Source organism: Palleniella intestinalis, assembly GCF_013166595.1.
GTDB classification, from domain to species: domain Bacteria; phylum Bacteroidota; class Bacteroidia; order Bacteroidales; family Bacteroidaceae; genus Prevotella; species Prevotella intestinalis.
This window is the reverse complement of the sequence record NZ_JABKKG010000005.1, coordinates 261,904-281,291: the sequence shown is the minus strand read 5'-3', so window position 1 is coordinate 281,291 and position 19,388 is coordinate 261,904. Positions and strand designations below refer to the sequence as shown.

At 46.6% G+C, this 19,388-nt stretch carries 14 protein-coding genes; 12 read left to right on the top strand and 2 right to left on the bottom strand.

Features of this window, described 5'->3' with window-relative positions:
• Window positions 1-7: 7 nt before the first annotated feature.
• The 12 genes from HPS57_RS09045 (at window position 8) to HPS57_RS08990 (ending at window position 15,452) form a co-directional block, all read left to right on the top strand.
• The gene (locus tag HPS57_RS09045) at window positions 8-2,368 is read left to right on the top strand and encodes a hypothetical protein (protein WP_172182319.1); all 2,361 of its coding nucleotides are present in this window, start codon (window positions 8-10) and stop codon (window positions 2,366-2,368) included.
• Window positions 2,369-2,405: 37 nt separating this feature from the next.
• Complete coding sequence (locus HPS57_RS09040) at window positions 2,406-2,927, top strand: hypothetical protein (RefSeq protein ID WP_172182317.1); 522 nt, start codon at window positions 2,406-2,408, stop codon at window positions 2,925-2,927.
• A gap of 98 nt (window positions 2,928-3,025) precedes the next feature.
• Window positions 3,026-4,816 (top strand): chitobiase/beta-hexosaminidase C-terminal domain-containing protein, encoded by a 1,791-nt coding sequence (locus tag HPS57_RS09035; RefSeq protein ID WP_172182315.1) that lies wholly within the window; start codon window positions 3,026-3,028, stop codon window positions 4,814-4,816.
• Between the two features lie 209 nt (window positions 4,817-5,025).
• Window positions 5,026-5,928 carry an Rpn family recombination-promoting nuclease/putative transposase gene (locus HPS57_RS09030; protein WP_172182313.1) on the top strand — a complete coding sequence of 301 codons (903 nt, stop codon included), beginning with the start codon at window positions 5,026-5,028 and terminating at the stop codon, window positions 5,926-5,928.
• A 453-nt stretch (window positions 5,929-6,381) separates the two neighbouring features.
• Complete coding sequence (locus HPS57_RS09025) at window positions 6,382-7,827, top strand: OmpP1/FadL family transporter (RefSeq protein WP_216653395.1); 1,446 nt, start codon at window positions 6,382-6,384, stop codon at window positions 7,825-7,827.
• 555 nt (window positions 7,828-8,382) lie between these two features.
• Window positions 8,383-9,195, top strand: coding sequence for an ABC transporter ATP-binding protein (locus tag HPS57_RS09020; protein WP_172182311.1), 813 nt, complete (start codon window positions 8,383-8,385; stop codon window positions 9,193-9,195).
• Between the two features lie 310 nt (window positions 9,196-9,505).
• Window positions 9,506-10,255, top strand: a complete 750-nt coding sequence (locus HPS57_RS09015; protein WP_172182309.1) for a GIN domain-containing protein — start codon at window positions 9,506-9,508, stop codon at window positions 10,253-10,255.
• A gap of 11 nt (window positions 10,256-10,266) precedes the next feature.
• Complete coding sequence (locus tag HPS57_RS09010) at window positions 10,267-11,088, top strand: hypothetical protein (RefSeq protein ID WP_172182307.1); 822 nt, start codon at window positions 10,267-10,269, stop codon at window positions 11,086-11,088.
• 23 nt (window positions 11,089-11,111) lie between these two features.
• Complete coding sequence (locus HPS57_RS09005) at window positions 11,112-11,858, top strand: GIN domain-containing protein (protein ID WP_172182305.1); 747 nt, start codon at window positions 11,112-11,114, stop codon at window positions 11,856-11,858.
• 58 nt (window positions 11,859-11,916) lie between these two features.
• Window positions 11,917-12,738 carry a hypothetical protein gene (locus HPS57_RS09000; RefSeq protein ID WP_172182303.1) on the top strand — a complete coding sequence of 274 codons (822 nt, stop codon included), beginning with the start codon at window positions 11,917-11,919 and terminating at the stop codon, window positions 12,736-12,738.
• A gap of 4 nt (window positions 12,739-12,742) precedes the next feature.
• The gene (locus HPS57_RS08995) at window positions 12,743-13,156 is read left to right on the top strand and encodes a GntR family transcriptional regulator (RefSeq protein WP_172182301.1); all 414 of its coding nucleotides are present in this window, start codon (window positions 12,743-12,745) and stop codon (window positions 13,154-13,156) included.
• Window positions 13,157-13,274: 118 nt separating this feature from the next.
• Window positions 13,275-15,452 (top strand): TonB-dependent receptor domain-containing protein, encoded by a 2,178-nt coding sequence (locus tag HPS57_RS08990; RefSeq protein ID WP_172182299.1) that lies wholly within the window; start codon window positions 13,275-13,277, stop codon window positions 15,450-15,452.
• A gap of 701 nt (window positions 15,453-16,153) precedes the next feature.
• Here the strand turns inward: HPS57_RS08990 and HPS57_RS08985 are convergent.
• Together HPS57_RS08985 and HPS57_RS08980 are read right to left on the bottom strand one after the other, a co-directional pair.
• The gene (locus HPS57_RS08985) at window positions 16,154-16,348 is read right to left on the bottom strand and encodes a hypothetical protein (protein ID WP_172182297.1); all 195 of its coding nucleotides are present in this window, start codon (window positions 16,346-16,348) and stop codon (window positions 16,154-16,156) included.
• Window positions 16,349-16,368: 20 nt separating this feature from the next.
• Entirely contained in the window at window positions 16,369-19,059 is a 2,691-nt protein-coding gene (locus HPS57_RS08980; protein WP_172182295.1) for a hypothetical protein, read from the bottom strand.
• Window positions 19,060-19,388 lie beyond the last annotated feature (329 nt).

Below are 19,388 nucleotides of genomic sequence, written 5' to 3'. Positions count from 1 at the left end.
ACAGAACATGAAAAAAATATTCAGTTTCATGGCTTTGATACTGGCGGGACTCTCTGCGTTGACATTCACATCTTGTAGCGATGATGATGACATCACAGGCACAAGCGTTGACCGCGAATTCATGACCATGTTCATTACAGATTATACACGAGGAAAGGGTGACGACTATCCTTACAACTGCGGCTTGGATGCAGCTTACCCTCATGGAAACACCATCCACCTTTATTGGTATGGCGTGAAGGATTGTGCAGGCTATCAGATTCAGATGGCTTTGCAGCCTAAAGTTTCCGGTGGTGCAGACGCTTGGAATGCAATCCAGGGAACTGACGATCTGTTGCTTAACGAAATCGTAGGTCCGGACCAGCTTGACATGGTAATCAAGGACCTCCAGTACTCTACAGATTATCGTTTCGCTATTCGTGCACTGTCTCCTTTGGATGACAATGTGACAGATTTCTCCCATGCCTCAAAGTGGTATGGTCATGGCAACGGACGCCAGTGGCAGGAGTGGATGGGTATTTCCACACGAGACCGCTATCCGACTCCTTTCGTAGTCTATGCTAACCAGGCAGAGACAACAGAGACCACTCTGACTATCTACCTGAACACCAATCTTAAGGATGTTGCCACAGGTGATGCTGCTGTTGATGCAGAAAACGAAAAGAGCTATCGTGAGAACTTCAACATCGATGAGGAAGGCAACTTCGGGTATAAGATCCTTACTGTGAAGCCATCTCCCAACAACCCTAATTCTCAGGTCAATGATAAGTGGCGCAATTATGTGATTACCGACGCTGACCGTGAGAAGGGATATGTGGTTGTTGACGGATTGTCTCCAAACTCTGTTTATGTGATTGATGTAATCGACCCTACTGTGCCTGTTGAAATAGACGCCAAGTACAACACTTGCACTGCACGTTCTGACGGCAAGCCGGGTGAGCCTATCCTTCTCAAACATGACGAGATGATCAGCACTTATCATACACCTGATATGATGATTAATCCGACTTCTACATACAAGCGTGTTGATGTTTATGGTGAAATGGCTGCTAAATATGATGCTGCTCCTATCTCTCCTGTGCTTGACGACTTCATCTCAAACACCAACTATGCAGAGGGACAGACATTCCTTCTTGAAGGTGGCAAGACATACTATATTGACGGTAACAACATCACATGTAAGGGATTCGTTCTCCGTACAAATCCTGAGGATGTAGCTAAGGGATTGCGTGCACGTGTAATTTGCGGTATAGGCAAGAGCAGCCAGTACTACAACAACAACCCTAACGGCGAGCAGTGGCAGGGTTCATATTCAATATTCACATTCGGTCGTCAGCCTGAGGCAGGCGAGGGTGGTGAAATCTATATGAAGACACTTGCATTCTATGACATCGATTTCGATAACCCACTGGCTTACAACTATGGTGACAATGTTGCAGGAAAGGGTTCTGCTTGCGGTAACTACTTCTTCAACATGTACTCCAACGGTATGGCTGTGACACTTGAGGATCTTATCATCGAGAACTGTACTTTCAAGCGTCTCGTGCGTGGATTCATCCGTGAGCAGGGTGTTAACTATAAGAAGTGGAACCACGTTCTGATTAAGGACAACCAGTTCTTTGACTGTGGCTATTACAGCAACGGTGCTGGTGGTTATTGCTGGATTGATGGTTCGGGTGCAAACAACTCTTCCAACCTGTATAAGAAGATGGAGGTGATTGGCAACACATTCTATGACTCTCCATTCCCGGCTTTCTTCAAGGAAGAGAAGAGCAATACATGGGATGCTGACATCGTTTGGAACATCACCTTCTCTAACAACACATTGGTGAACTTCAACACTCGTGGCAATGGCTCTATCTTCAAGATGAGAAACCTGCCAAACGGCTCAGTGTTCAATGTGGAGAACAACCTCTTCGTTCTGACCAAGAAGCCTGGTGACTTGCGTGTCCTTGAGTTCTATGGAGCTGACATCCGTGAGACAATGCCATTGGCTGACGGCACATCTGGCGTGGTGACTTTGAATTTCAATAACAACTGGTCGACAAACGACAACTTGACCAATGGACAGATATTCTCAGGCAACCCTTGGACAGCCACAAGCAACAACTTCGGTAAGCTTGTCAAGGAGAACAAGGCAGTTCTTAATGGCACGCTTGAGGTGAATGTCGCAAAAATCTCTTCTACGGATTTGATGAACCAGCCATGTCCTCCTCATGTTGCCAAGACATCAAGCGACCCTAACATGCACCGTGCCGATGCATTGGACGGAACAGCAACCACAGAGTACGGCGTAAACCTGTTCTTCAAGAACAAGGACAACGAGATTTACAAGAACAATGCGGGTGCCCCTTACTGGCGTCAGTAATTCTAATAAGTTATTAAGCAATATTAAAACAAAAGATATGAAATTGTTCGATAAAACAATCCTTGCCGGTGCTGCAATGCTGACTCTTGCTTTAGGATTCACCGCGTGTGAAGATGCCAATGAGTATGAGGACGCATGGACAAACAATCCTTCATGGGCAAATTCAGGAGAAGTTGCTCATCCGGAATCTCTGGGTGGCACAATCTGGCTGCGTGGCGAAGGAATCAAGTTCAATGCCTATGGCGAGGAAATCCAAGGCTTTGTAGAGAGCCTGGAGTTCGTTGCAGACAACGCTGTCGTAGTCAAGATGAGCCAAGGCAAGACTGAGGGCACAATGGGTGCTGACGAGACTAATACGGCTGATAATCCATACGAGTGTGAATATGTCAAAGAAACAGGCTCGTTGAAGATTAAGAAGGAATATGTGGATGACAAGGGTAACCACTCCAAGAAAACCATCTTCGAGGGAGTTGTTGTATCAGGTACCAAGTATGGTGACATGATTACACTGGCTCACTATGGTGATACCCCTGTTCAGACATACCTTGTCCGTAAATAAAACAAACAGTATGGTGTCCCTAAATATGGTTAGGGACACCATACTACAACAACATTATAATGATTCACTTAATTACTAATTCTTAAAATTTTATTCTTATGAAGAAAATTTTTACAACATTGTTCGCTCTTCTGGGTATGACAGTGGCTGTTAATGCACAGTCTACCGTTGACGACATCAAGCCTATGCTTCACAGCCAGGTGATTGTGTTTGACAACTACACAGGCAATGGCACTGTTGATCGTGTCAAAGGCTCCCTTTTTGCAAGCAACTATGTGCTTGACTTGAATGGTGGTTCAATAGCTACAAACAAGGGAAGCATTAACCTTGCTACTATGAGCTATGACAACAAGGGCACCATGACTCCTCTTGAGTATCAGGCCGACAACATCACTCCTGCTGAGATAGAGGCTTTGCAGGCAAAGTATGGCAAGTATGGCACACACATCAACTCCCTTCGTCTGAAGGATAAGCAGGACGTTATCGCTATCAAGCCTACTGCAGGTTCTAAGATTTATGTGTTTGGACAGGGTAACAACAAGTCCGGTACAGCTTGCCGTGTTCCTAAGTTCTCAAAGAGCGCAGACATGTCCAATCCTCTTAATGCAGGTCCTACAGGAGACTGGACAACAATGAATCTCTATGTCTACAAGTTTGAGGTTCCTTCTGACTTTGAGGGCGAGACACCTCTTTATATCGGCACATACAATGGTGACGCATTCTTTAGCTATATTATTGTTGAGGCTAACGAACCTGCCGGAACTCCTTCCGTAGAAGTTGGAGACCTCCTGTATGATGAGGCTAATAAGCTCTACTATAAGGAGATTGTATGTACACCGGCTGATTTCTTGCTTGATCCAACTGACCCAGGATCATATCTTGGTGTAACTGATGTTTATTATACAACTGACGGTTCAGAGCCAACAACTGCAAGCACAAAGTACACTGAGCCGATCAAGTGCTACAAGGACATGACGGTTAAGTTCCAGGCATATTTTGAAGGTGAAATATGCGAAGGTGCAACCAACGAGGCTACTGCTGAGTTCAAGTTCAATGCTCCTACATTGACAGTTGATGGTGCAACAGCTACTATCGCAACAGAATACAAGAACGCTACAAACTACTATACATTCGGTGGCGCAGAAGCTGTAGCAGGCAACACATTCACTGCAACAACTTCAGGTACATTCACTGCTTACACAGAAATCAAGAATGGTGATTATGCTACTTGGAAGTCTAACCCTGTTTCCAAGCCAATCTATGTTATCGATCCAATCAATGAGAAGAAGGTGCTGACTATTACAGGTACTGCTGTTGAGAGCGGTGAATATGACGAAACAACAGGACTCCCAATCTATGAGGCACAGGATGCACAGTTGTTGGTTAACGGTAAGGACAACGATCCATGCTTCTACCTTGTTCCTGACGCAAAGTTCAGCTGCATAGTAGATGCTGCATACCAGATTGGCGAGCAGCAGGTTTACCTCCAGATGGACAAACCTAACCTTACATTCAAGGTTGCTGAGGGCGAGACTGTACATGTGAAGGTTGTTGTTTCTAAGAACTCTTGCAAGAACATCACATCTGATAAGGTTGATGAGAAGAAGACTTATGTAAATGTTGACGGTACAGTATACGGTAATGAAGACATTACAGTTGAGAACGGCAATATCATCGAATTCGACATGGAAGCCGGTATCCACACATTCCAGAAGTACAGTGGAACAGGTAACATCCACGTTTCTTCAATCGAGTTCACTCCAACTGAGGGCGCTGGCATCCAGAATGTAGAGAATGCTGAGGCTGCAAAGGTTGCTCCTAAGAAGGTTGTGAAGAACGGTCAGATTATGATTGGTGACTTCAACATCGCCGGTCAGCGTGTGAAGTAATCTTCGAAACATTTTTTCCAGAAAGGCGAATAAGATAGTACTATTCGCAATCTATATGAATGGAGAAGCTGTGATGGCTTCTCCATTTTTGCGTTTGTAGGGTCATTGTTAGGCGATTACTTATAAAAATGATTAAATTGCAGCAGCGACTGCTTGACTGACAGTATTTTTGTATTATCTTTGCATACAGTAATTTAACATCACCTATTATGGCAAACTACATCCGATTTGACTGGGCAATGAAGCGCATGCTGCGCAACAAAGCGGACTTTGCAGTCCTTGAAGGCCTTCTCACAACGCTGCTTGATGAGAAGATAACGATTGTACGCATGCTTGAAAGCGAGAGCAACCAGGAGGACGAGTACGACAAGTATAACCGCGTCGATATGCTTGCCGAGAACTCCAAAGGGGAGCTGATTCTCGTTGAGGTGCAGAACAACAATGAGTTTGCCTATTTCCAACGTATGCTTTTCGGAACATCGAAACTTGTCACGGAGTACATAAAGCGTGGGGAAGGCTATGAGAAGGTGAGGAAGGTATACAGTATTAATATAGTGTATTTCGGTCTTGGCGCAGGGACGGACTATGTCTACCACGGCACGACGGAGTTCCGCGGCATCCACAACGGCGATGTCCTTAAGCTCAGCCCATTCCAGATGGAGAAGTTCAAGGCGGAGGATGTCAAGGACTTGTTCCCGGAATACTATATCCTTCGTGTGAACGACTTCAACAAACTCGCCACAACTCCTTTGGAGGAGTGGCTCTACTATCTCAACACCGGTGAGATATCTGACAGCACGAGTGCCCCTGGCTTGGAAGAAGCTCGCCGGCATCTTATCCTTGACCGCATGTCGAAAGACGAGCTCAAAGCCTATTACCGCCATCTTGACAATATAGTAATACTTAAAGACAACATCAATACCGAAAGGGCAGAAGGGCGTGCAGAAGGGCGTGCAGAGGGTAGAGCAGAGGGTAGAGCAGAGGGTAGAGCAGAGGGTAGAGCAGAAGGTCGTGCAGAGGCTATCCGTATGATGAAGCAGTCCGGAATGTCATCTGAACAGATAGCGAAGATAATGAACCTTTCGCTTGATGCTGTTGAAAGCATACATTGATAGCATTTTGTAATGGCAAGATGTGCCACATGCTCCATTTTTGCCAACTATCGTTAAAGACATAATCAATAATAGTGCTAATTGCGGATATAAACGTGATTAGCACTATTTTCTTATACTCCTATTTCTAATGTATGTTGTCGGGCAAAAAAATCTTAATCTTTATGCCCTTTGTCTCTGTGCGTTCCCGCCATGTGATTCTCTTTGCAATAGGTGCTCATGTAGATTCATGCGGATTCAGAAGATTGTCTTGTGGTTAACGGAAATGTACCGCCTTGCAGTGTGTTATAATTATGATTCTTATTCGCTTAATAGTTATCTGTAAAGATAGGTAGTGTTAATAAAATATAACTAAGTATCATCTTTTATGGAAATATGGAACAAAATATGTAACTTTGCAACGAATTTAATTTGGTATTGTTAAGGTTTTAAGAATAATTCAATAAGTATTTTATGAAATTTATCAAAAAGGCTTGTCTTACACTCCTTTCAGTGGCAAGCGTCAGCGGTGCGTATGCCGGCGGCATGCTCACCAACACGAATCAGAACATTGCATTCCTCAGAAACCCTGCTCGTGAGGCAGCCATCGGCATTGACGGAGTCTACTCAAACCCGGCCGGCGTGGCGTTCCTCAATGACGGTATGCACCTCTCCCTTAACTGGCAGGCGGCTTTCCAGACACGTACTGTCTTTACGACAAGCCCGTTCCTCGACCACACTCTCTCCGGCGAGAATAAGACAAAGCGCTACAAGGGCAATGCTCAGGTGCCTTTCATCCCATCCATACAGGCTGCCTACAACACAGGAAAATGGTCCTTCCAGTTCAACTTCGCTATCTCCGGTGGCGGTGGCACATGTGAGTTTGACAAGGGTCTTGGCTCTTTCGAGAGCACCCTTGGCGGTATGGCAACAGGTGTTGCCGGATTAATCAACCAATTCAATCAAATGCCCAGTCTGCCTGCCAGCATGGCTCTGCCTACTGTAAACAGTTATGACATGGAAGGCTACATGCAGGGTAAGCAGTACTATTTCGGCTTTACTCTCGGTACAGCCTATAAGGTTACAGACAATTTCTCTGTTTACGGTGGTATTCGTGCTCTTTATGGCACTGCAAAATATCAGGCAAGAATCTCTGACATTATTGTAAATGGCAACCAACATCTGAATCAGTATGTTGATGGTCTGACATCGAAGCTTGGACAGCTTGGACAATTGGGCATAACCCTTCCTCCTGCGGTCACAGAACAGCTCGCCGCTGTCGATGCCTACAAGAACGGTGTTGACCTTGAATCCGACCAGACAGGCTTCGGCATAGCTCCAATCATCGGTGTCGACTGGAAGCTCGGCACATTCAATTTCGCCGGCAAGTACGAGTTCCGCACACGCATGTCCATGAAAAACAAGTCCAACCTTGCACAGGCAGGCATGATGTCAGCTGTAGAGCAGTTTGTCGACGGCACTTCTGTCCGTGAGGACTCTCCTGCTTTGCTCGCCCTTGGCGCACAGTGGAGCGTGCTGCCTAATGTCCGCATCAATGCCGGCTACCACCATTTCTACGACAAGCAGTCAAAGAAGGCCGGCAACAAGCAGGAACTGCTCTCAGGCGGCACCAACGAGTACCTTGGCGGTGTGGAATGGAACACAACTGAAAAGGTGACTGTCTCTGCAGGTTTCCAGGTGACACGCTACGGTCTTACCGACGCCTACATGTCCGATATATCCTTTGTCACAAACTCCACCTCCTTCGGTTTCGGCTGCAAGTACAAGGTCAATGAGAATGTTTCACTCCAGGCTGCATACTTCAAGACCTTCTACGACAAGTACAAGACTCAGGACGGCATGAACGAGTTCACACGCTCCAATGACGTCATCGGTGTGGGATGCGACATCGAGTTCTAATGAAAGAGAAGATAATTATATTATTACCTGAAAATTATAATCAGCGGCATTACCGTCGCAGTGTTAGTGCTTCAAAAACAAGACTTTATGGTTTCGCTGTAAAGTTTGTGTAAAGAGGCGAATCAAGAGGTGGCTTTTTGTTCAGCAAAAGGTCACCTCTTAATTTATAAAATGTCATCCGTCATACCATGAAAGGTGGCATCTCATTTTTGACGCTCTTTTCCTTTACAGATTGTGTGACGTAGTATGGCAAAGCAAAAGGAACATGATGTAGCAGTGTTTTCTGAAAAACCACTTGGTTTATTATTATAAGGTGAAATACGGCTTGTGAGAGCTTGAAAACAAGTTTTTGATATATTTTTTTACAAAAAAGTCACGAAAAACTTGCAGATATAAAACGTTTACTATACCTTTGCGGTGTAATATTAAAGTAGTACACCATAACAGGAGGTCAGGACAGTTCATCTCTGGTTATGAAAAGTGAGTCTTATGGCATTTTGCAGAGATTCTGATACAGATAAAAACAAAGAAAGAAAACATATAAATAACAAAGCTATGGAAATAAAAGTACAGAATGTGAATTTCAAATACAAGGGTTCTAAGCGCCAGGTGCTCAGCAACATGTATCTTGAATTGCAGGAGAACCGCATCTGCGGACTGCTTGGCAAGAACGGAGTGGGCAAGTCCACCCTCCTTTACCTTATCGCGGGACTTCTTCGTCCCACAAAGGGCATGGTCACAGTTGACGACATGGACAGTGCTGACCGTAAGCCCGAGATGCTCAGCGAAATGTTTTTCGTCAGCGAAGAGTTCGAGCTCCCTTCCGTCCGCCTTGCCGACTATGTGAAGATGAACGCACCGTTCTACCCACGTTTCTCACAGGAGCTTCTCGAAAAATGCCTTGCAGAGTTCGGTCTGGAGTCCGACTTGAAGCTCTCCGAGCTGTCCATGGGTCAGAAGAAAAAAGTGTTCATGAGCTTTGCTTTGGCGACAAGGACAAAGATACTCCTCATGGACGAACCGACAAACGGCCTCGACATCCCTTCCAAAGCACAGTTCCGCAAGGCTGTTTCCGCTTCGATGTCGGACGACAGGATTATCATCATCTCCACCCATCAGGTGCATGATGTGGAGCAGTTGCTTGACCATGTCATCATCATGTCCAACGAAGGCATCCTTCTTGACAAGTCAACGCAGGAGATTTGTGACGAATATGTCTTCGAGACTCGCCTGCCGCAGGACATGGGCGACGCCATTTATGGCGAGCCATCTCTAATGGGAAACCTCGTCATGGCACCACGCGGCGACCGTCCGGAGACACCTCTGAACCTCGAGATTCTCTTCAACGCCATGACGCAAGGCAAGTAAGCACTCGGTCACAAACCGGTGAACAGTGAAAAGAACCGCGTTAGCGGTGACAAGAAAGTAGCCGAGGGGCGCAACCCACGGAATCAAAAGAAGCACAAACACACGACCGATTTATCGGTCGAATAAAGAGAAACCGTTGGTCAGTATTCGACCGATAAATCGGTCGTTAACAGCGATATACTTGCAAATCCCGTGGGTTGCGACCCACGGCTACTATCTTCAACCGCTACGCAGTTATCCTCACAGCGACTTGCAAACTCGGATGTAAAGCAAAAGTTACCGTATAAAAAAATCAATCAAACGGAAAGCAATGAAAATAAAGTTATTCATCATGGCAGTTTTGGTGGCATCCGCACTGTCAGCGTGCTCACTCCGCTTTTCAACCAATAAGGAAGAAAACGGCAAAATCATAGAGAAAACCTTCGACATCAAGGACTTCAACAGCCTGGAATTAGGCGGTTATGCCAAGGTCTACTACACCGTGGGCGACACATTCTCTGTCCGTGTCAGCACTGCGGAGGGCGACATGAAGAAAATAAAGGTGGAAAACAGTGACAGCACCTTGCTGATTGGCAATGTCCCTGATGCGGACATAAACAGCAGAATCTGGCGATTAAACAATAGGACTTGGAATGAGCGCAAGGTCTATGTCACCGCCCCTTACCTCAAGAACATAAGCGTTGCGGGCGCAGCCGACATCATCTGCAACGACACTATTGTCACCGAGGACTTCTGTGTGAGTATAGCCGGTGCGGGAAAAGCACATTTCGCTTGTGTGAAAGCCCATGATGTAGACCTGTCAATAGCCGGTGCGGCAAGCATAACGGCCGACATTCAGGATGCTGCTTGGACCGAACTGGGCATGGCAGGAGCCGGAACAATGGACATTGGTTTCCACGATTGCGTTGAGTCACGTGCACAAGTTGCCGGTGTGGGAAGCATCAAGCTCCGCGGCGTTCTCGGCACTCTGCAGCAGAAAGTGGCGGGAGTCGGCAAGATAAATACCGATAAGCTCACGCTTACAGGCAAGAAATACAGCAGCAAAGACGATAAAGAATAGGAGAAAAGGTTATGAAAACAAGCAGACTTTTACAGCTTATACGCTGGAACATCATCAGCCGGAAAGGCAAAATGGTACGCGGTTTCTTTGGTGGAGTGATAGGAATCCTTTTTGCGGCAGTGTGTGCCAACAACTTATTGTTAGGCAAACATTTCGCAGGACATGGCACTTATAGGGCAATGGCAGGACTGTTTCTTGTTGTAATGGCTGTGATAATGCTGAAATATGCCACACAAATCAGCTTCAACAACTCCACAAAGACAGGCTTCATCAGCTACGCCATGATTCCTGCAACAAACCTTGAAAAGTTCATTGCCAATTGGATTTATGTCACTCTTGTCCTTGGTGCGCTCCTGATTGCAAGTTTCGTTGTAGGCGATTTCGCACAAATGGCAGTGACAGTGGTGAGATATGGAAAGGCTTCCTCACTTACTTGGGCTGCGTTGCACACATTATATAATACACTGCATGCAGAGTCAGCGGAAAGTTTGCTTAACATCGCACTGGGAGTGTATGTGGCAATATCAATCCACAGCAAGTTCATTTTCGGTGGCACACTGTTCCGCAAGCATCAGTTCATCTACACATGTATCCTCCTTGTCATAGTGATTCCCTTTGTCTTGTCCTTGTTGTTAGGTGGCTTGGTGTATCTCGGGAAAACATGGCTGGACAGTACTGACACTGTCATCATCATTGAATGGTATGTAGGAGAAACCTTCGTGAAATGGGCGGTTCTCGCCATTGGAGCAGTAGTTGTCAGCTTCTTCTATTGGCTTTCCTATCGTCTCTTCTGCCGCTCTCAGATTATCAACAACCGCATGTTCAATCTTTAATCCCCCAAAAAGTAATGAAAACAATGAAAATAAATATACTCACAATGGCCGCTGTGGCACTGCTTGCCTTGGGAGCGTGCTCCGTCCGCGTCATAGACAACAAGGAAATCAACGGTGAAATGGTTGAAAAAACCTTAGACATCAAGGATTTTGACGAGTTGGAAATCGCTGATTACGGTCATGTTTATTATACTGTCGGTGACAGTTTCTCCGTCCGTGTGGCAGCTAATGAAGGCGACTGGAAGACCCTTGGTGTGGAAAAGAAAGGTGGTGCGCTGTGCATTGGAACCAAAGACCAAATAGTTAATAGAAAAAGGATATGGCACATCAACTACTTGAAAACAGGAACGCGCATTATCCACATCACCGCTCCATACCTCAAGGACGTGAATATTGCAGGGTCGGTGGACTTCATCTGCAAGGACACCATTGAGGTTAAGAAGTTTGAAGTGTCCATCGCCGGTAGCGGAGATGTGAAACTTGCCGGAGTAAGGGCAAGCAGCGTGGAATTTGACATAGCAGGTTCCGGCGACATAAAGGCAAGCCTTATGGACGTCGCTTGGAGCGGATTCAGCATTGCCGGCTCAGGAGACATGGATTTGAACTTCCATGATTGTGGCGAAGCATCTGTCAGCATTGCCGGCTCGGGAGATGTGAAGCTCAAAGGTACTCTCGGAACTTTCACACAAAGCGTTGCCGGTTCGGGAGACATAGAGACAAAGGAATTGCAGCTGACAGGCAAGAAAGCGAAAGAAACAACCACAAAGTAAGAATTCCTTCAGATGCAACAAGCAGTCTGAATACAATAAAACAAAACACATGAAGAATATGAAAACAGACAGACTTCTACAAGTAGTACGCTGGAATGTCATAGGCAGAAAAGGGGAACTCCTGCGCACTTTCATCGGCGGACTTATAGGAATGCTCTTTGCAATGAGCGTGGCTAACGGGTTCTGGTTTTCGGATGAGGCTGCCGACTATGGCGAAGTGTCGTCCATGGCAGTGGTGATGCTCATCTGCATCAGCGTGATAATGCTTAAATATGCTACAGGAGTGAGCTTCAACACAAAGACAAAGACAGCGTTCCTTAACTATGCCATGCTTCCTGCCACTAATCTGGAGAAATATGTGGCAAACTGGATTTATGTCACATTGGTGCTCGGTGGGACTTGTATCGCAGGACTCATTGCCGGTGACGGCGTACAGAGGATTGTCTCTGAAGGTGTCTATGGCATAAGTTCCTCTGTCACATGGGCCGCCCTTGGCATATTGGCAGATGCCTTGGAGATAACAAATTTGGGCGTGATATGGGGCGTGACGGCTTTCATTTTCGGACTTGTCTCTGCGCACGCAGCCTTCATTCTGGGCGGCACACTGTTCCGCAAGCACCAGTTTATCTTTACTTGCGTCTTTTGGTGTATAGTCGTTCCGTTTGTCGTAGGTACGTTGCTGACAGGTGCAGGATGGGTGCTCAACGAGATTCTTGATGCCAATGACTGTGCGCTTGAAATAGAATGGTATGTCGGAGAGGACTTTGCGAAATGCGTGGTGCTGCTTGTCGAACTTGCGTTCATCAGCTTCTGCTACTGGTATTCCTTCCGTCTCTTCAGCCGCAGCCAGATTATCAACAACCGTTTCTTCAACAAATAAGCTTATGGAAATGTTCAATAAAGACCGGCCGATATATCTGCAGATATCCGACCGAATATGTGACGAGATACTCTCCGGTGCTTATGCCGAAGACCAACGCATACCGTCGGTGCGCGACTACGCCACACTCATGCAGGTGAACATCAACACAGTCATGAAGACTTACGAGGAATTGTCACGCTCGGAGATTATCTACCAGCGCCGTGGCATGGGCTATTTTGTCACCGCCGGTGCGAAAAGCGCAATCCGCCGGCAGCGCAAAGAGACTTTCATCCATAAGACTCTCGCGGAAATGTTCCGCCAGATGAGCCTCCTCGGCATCTCCATTGACGATGTCGTCAAGGAGTATCACGCTTCGCAGAAGCCGAAAAAAAATGGGGGGGGTAGCACGGAGACTCCTGATGTCTCCGGCAGTTAATGCCTTCACAGTGCCGTGAATGAAGCCTGAAAAGTCATCAACCTTACAACACAGACACAACAACATAACAACACAAACACATTTATTTTCCCTTTACGCAATACAAAAATTACGAACAATGAAGACAAAATCACTCATAACAGCAGGACTTCTTCTTTCCATAACAGCCACCGCACAGGATCAGGCAGCAGCCCTTGACAGCATCTACAAAGAGGCGGAACTCAGTGCGGTGGTGGTGAAAGGCACGGCACCGAAGACAAAACTGAAGGGCAACTCCATGCTCACAAAGATTGAAGGCTCGGTACTCTCCCAGTCGGGCACATTGGAAGAGATGCTCGCGAAGGTTCCGGGCATGACGAAAAACGGCGATGACCTCGAGGTGATAGGCAAAGGACAGCCGGTTTATTACATCAACGGGCGCAAGGTGCAGGACATCAACGAGTTCAAGACCATACGCTCCGAGGAGATTCTCGACGTCGATGTCATCCACAATCCCGGCGCACAATACGACGCCACGGTGACGGCCGTAGTGCGCATACGCACCAAGAAACGTCAGGGAGAAGGCTTCGGATTCAACGCTTTCGCCGATGGCAACTACGATGTTCAGAACGAAACATTCAACCCTTCGTCAACAGTGAAGGTCAACTACCGTCACAACTCCGTTGACGTTTTCGGCAAACTCAACTATTGGCAGTGGCGGAACGAGCACACGCAGACCCTCCGCCAGGACAGTTACTATAAAGCGGCAACAGTCTCACAAGAAGGAGACACGTATAATAACACCAACTATTACGGTCTGAGCTACAACGTTGGTTTCAACTGGCAGATAGCCGACAACCATTCCGTCGGTATGCGCATAGACATGAAAAGTCAGCTTTATGGCACTTCATGGAGTGCTCTTGATGAGGATATTCTGACGAATAATGTCGTCACGGAGCATATCTTCTCCAACTCGGCAGAGAAAGAAAACGAACCATTCAACTGGTCTGCCAACGCTTACTACAACGGAAAGGTGGGCAAACTGGGCATCGACTGGAACATTGACCTCTACCGCAACAAGACAACCAGCACCACCGCACAGCTCGAAGAGCTTGAGACAGAGGCTGAAAACATCGCCACTGAGAAGATGAACAAGAACCGTATGTTTGCCACAAAGCTCGTCTTCTCTTACCCGGTGTGGAAAGGTGAACTGAATGTCGGCACGGAGATGTCATTCGTCAACCGCGATTCAAAGTACACTATCACGAAAACCACCGTCCCTTCGTCCGAAATGGAGGTCAGCGACAAGAACATCGCAGCCTTCTTGGAGTATGGTTTCCAGATTCCGAAGGTGGGTTCTGCCAGTGTCGGACTGCGCTATGAGCATGTCGGTTTTGACTATACGGACTGCCTTGACTCCAAGAACAACATGACACGCTATACCGATGATTTCTTCCCTTCAGCGTCGTTCTCCACACAGCTCGGCCCTGTCCAGGCGGCACTCTCTTACAGCATGAAGACTGAACGCCCATGGTATGGCACGCTTTCCGATGCTGTTACCTACATGAACCGCTACTGCATGGTTACCGGTGACCCTAAGCTGAAGAACTCCACCAAGCAGGATCTCGGCGCGAACTTCCGCTGGAAATGGCTGAATCTTGCCTTGCAGTACATACATCAGAAGAACGTCATCACACAATGGTCATACATCGGAGGCATGGAAGGCACACCGGCAGAAGGACTTGACGAGGGAGTCATCCTCCTGAAGCATGTCAACCTGAAAGACCCTTACAAGCAGTTGTCAGCCTTCATTACCGCCATGCCTACCTTCGGATGCTACACACCAAACTGGACGGTGGGCTTTATGAAACCCTCATTGAAGCAACTCCTCGCCGACCCTCGTGAGGAAAGTGGCATGCGGTTGGTGGAAAAGACAAAGCCATTCTGGTTCGGACAGCTTAACAATGCTTTCCGCCTGAAGCACTCATGGCAGTTGGAGCTCAACGGTATGGTGATGTCAAAGGGCGACCAGATGAACATGTCGCTCACCAAAGCGATGTGGTCAATGGATGCAGCGGTGCAAAAATGCTGGCTGAAGGACGATGCCCTGAGCCTGCGCTTCAAGTTTGCCGACATCTTCCATACGGGTTCAAAGATGTCTGCGGCAATGGATTGCGGCTACTACACGCTCACGCTTGACAACCGTTACAGCCGTCAGCGCATAAGCATGTCGCTCCGCTATGTGTTCAATGCCGCCAAGTCCAAGTATAAGGGCACAGGCGCAGGCTCTGGTGCAGTGTCGCGCATGGGCAAATAGCCTGACTGTTTCTTTACCGGGCACATACATCAGCGTATGCTGCTCAGCGTGCAAGCTGACGCTGTAAAATCACCGCATGGAGTCAGCCTGCACCGTAAGACGGTGTCTCATGCATAAATACGCCCATAACACTCCCCTTCAGTGTGAGGCACCGTCTTACGGTGCAGAATTACTTGCCCTGGGACACCCTGCATGTTCGGCTGCGCCTCCATGCGGGGTTAACGAAGAGTCACCGTTTCACGATGCTTTTTATGGCATTCTTTTTGATAGCATCAAATAACGCAAATTCATCGGACTCACGTTATTTTACCTGACACCAATAAGAAAACTCATTGCGTTTTTGCCCTCCGTATTTCGCGTGAAGACAATCAAGGGACAATAAACGGGAAAATATCGCAGGATTTTGCGTCTGTGCTATGTTGCTGTATGTCAGTACGTTGTTGTGGAAAGCCGTGACGTCCTGACAAAAAAAGCACTGCAATTCGTTACCTTTCGCACGTTTTTGGTAATGAATCACAGTGCTTTTCCTATCCTTCCGCACTACAGACGGTAACCTTTCGCATGGTCAGCGGTAACCGTCAGCGGCATGAAAGGTGACGGAGGGCAATGCCAAGTGCCACCTTTCGCTTGTGAAAGCTTCGTTTCTGACTGTTATGATAAATAGAGAATAAGAAAACTCATGACGTTTTTTTGCAGCCTTCTCAGAAGCCCTCTTCAGACGGACTGTCAGAGAACGGGTTCCCCCAATCGTCCTCGAACGCGTCCCCTTTGCTCATCTGACCTTCGTTGTCGTCACCTTCGCCCTGATGAATCGTGCTTGAAATGATAGGCGCAAGGAGCTCCTCCATGTCCAAGGGGATTATTCTTATTTCAGGCTTGACATACTTCTTTTTCATTCTTTTTTGTTCCTCCTTTTTCATTTTATGATGATTTTTTTGTTGTTGTGAATGTATATGCCCTTTGTTGTCGGGCGTGCTATTTTCATGCCTTGCAGGGTGTAGTAGCTGTCATCCGTCATGACATTGTCCTCCTTCACACTCTCGATGGCTGTCGTCCCGAAATCGAATGCCATTGTCCATCCCTTGCTTGCAGAGGAAGAAGGAATCTTGCCTTTGACTTGCAGATAGGCTGTGTTTATAGAGCAATTGCCGTCGCCAGGCTGGTAGAAGCCTATTGTTGCAGGCTTGTCGCTGCCGTTTCTCTTCTTGTAGCCGAAGAGGTAGTTTGTATAGTATTCACCTCCAATCTGCTCAGTCATTTCGATATGCTTGCGTGAAATCTGCCCTTTAAGCATGTTTCCAGGAATATCCTGTCCCTCTTTGTAATTCGGCTCTTCGTAGTACTCCATACTTATGACAGGTTTCTCGAGAGTCTTGTTCACGCTGTTTGTCTTCTGCGCAAGGATTACAGGCGTGTTGGCAGGGAGAATCCTTTTGCTGTCAATCACTTCCGGCTCGTACTTTGCCACCTTTGCCGTCATGGTGCTTAAGTCGGCTTCTGTGACATAAAGGATGTCGATGCCGTCAGGAACGATGACAGCATGGTAGTCGCAGAAAGACTTGAATGTGTCGTAGCCCTCCACTTTGTCAGCGTACGGGCGGTAGAAAGTGTATGCACGGTTCAGCAAATAGTAGATTTTCTGCATGTCGCCGTCCTGGCGGATGTACAGTCTGATGAAATAGTTACCCGTAGGCAGACCGAAATCGCATGCTCTGATTTCTTTGCTTTCCTCGTTGTATTTTTTCTTCGATGCGCTGCCGGTACGCAGATAGTTGACATACTGTGTGTCCTTGTTGTCGTTCAAGTAGTCGTTGTCTGCCAGATTGTATTCGTCTGTCTCAGTGGATACGTATTCGTCCTTTTCATTCTTTTTAATCAAAGACTTTGGTGAAACGCGGTCGCCCATGAATGACGTTTGCGTAAAGTCCTTGTTGTAGACGAATGCGAACTTTTCTCCGGCTTCGAAGTGCACAGGCTGCTCATCCTTTGCAAGCATGTCTTCCGTTGTAGCTCCATCCTCCGGTTTGCCACGGTAGGTATAGCAACGTGAGTCACGGTTATAGTACATGCGCAGCGCATGTTTTGTCTGGTGGTCAGGGTCGTATATGCTCCAGCCGTCATCGTCTCTGTAATCTTCTTCGTCTTTTTGGTCGGTGACCGCCGGTCCAATGATATACATACCTTTGTTGAACACGAGGTTATATGTCGACGTCGTGATGTTCATTGAGAACGTGTAGGACGTATAACTATCGTCAACTTGTGGGTTGAGAGCCTGGCTTGCGCTCCAGCCATTGCCATCGCCTCCCTCGTTTCGTGAAACCAATCCTCCGTGTAATGCTGTGCAGTCGAGACCAACGCTTGTTTTAACCCATTGACATTGTGGGCGTATAGCCTTTCCCCATCTTTCAATGTCTGAGGTAAGATTGCTCCAAGTTTCAATGTCATTCTTGTCAAATACCATAAGGTAAAGTTGATTCCAGCCTTCCGCAGGCTTAGGGATGGTGGCTCTGAAAAGTACGCTGTCAGCTTCTTCATCTGTCTTGTTCCATTCAAGATGTTCTCTGCCGTCTTTGTACCAGCTCTTCCTCATCTCGCGTCGGCTGTCGCTCTTGGTCGGGTCAATATTGATATGTGCTTCTGCTTGTGTGAAATTGCCTACAAGATAGTAGCCTTTCTCGGAAATATTTCCTCGTCCGACATACTTGTCATTGGCTATGAACTCAAGTTCATTGGTTTGCGTATTAATAAATATTGTGTAGGACTCTGCTGTTCCACGGTTCAGTTTGAATGCTTTATCGCCATTCTTAAGGCAGCCGTAAGACTCATATAATTTGATATTACCTTTCTTGGTTTCATAAGCTGCATTCTTGCCCAACACGTAATTATCCGTATATGGTCTGTATACAACTTTACCATCGCCTGTCGCAATCCAGTAAGTTATGGATTCTTTGTCTGCATGCTTCTCGTCCAACAAGAAATCACGGAAATTGAAATTTTGATATTGCTCATTTAAATTTCCGCCTTCTCTTATGCGTGACGGTGAAAAGCGGAAGCATTCACGTGGTTTCCAATCGGAAAGGTCGCTTATGAAATAATAGGCGTCATTGAAGACAGCGTCAGGAGATATTTCTGTTCCTTTGACACTAACATACCAATATGGATTGCTATCCTTTCCCATCTCTTTGAAAGTCAGTGTAAGTGTACATCGAGTGTACTTCGTTCTTAGTTCCTTAATGGACAATTTGAAGTATATATCTCCTTTTGTTGAACACCAATATTTCTCAGGAGTTCCGTTGAAATCGTCAATAATATTACTCGGATTACCCGCCTGGTCTGTATCGTAATAGCCAAGTTCGGTTACATTGTCACTGCTGTCTGTTACCTTGAATTTGATGTCAAGATAGTCAACATCCTCGTAATTTGACAAAATGATGTCTCTGTAGAATGTGTCTGCTGCGCCACGTTTCTTTGTAAATTTCCTGTTGTCAGCAGTTTGATTCGTAGAAACGGAGACCACGGATTTGTAATTGTCTGCAAACATTTCTACAGGAAAGGCGAATGCAGCAAGCAGAACAATGAGCCCGCATAAAAGAGATGCTTTTTTCATGCCTGATTCTTTTTGAAGTTAGTCAATATTTATGGTTTATAGTGTGATTAATAATTTCTCTCAAATTGCATGAGTTCTGAAACACGCTGTAAAGGTAATATTTTTTTTAGAAAAAATGGGGGGGGTAAAATGGGATAAATGGGTGTTTTTGAAGGATAAACGTTTGCATGAAATGGGGCTTTCCGGCATAGTCACGGCTTGGTGGGAATCGGAATCCGTATGCTGCTTTGCGGACAAGCTGACGCTGCTAAAGTGCCGCAAGGCGGTGCGCCGTCACTCAATTTCTTGCTTGCTTAATAGTTGTGCAAAAAGCATGATTTGTTAGAGGA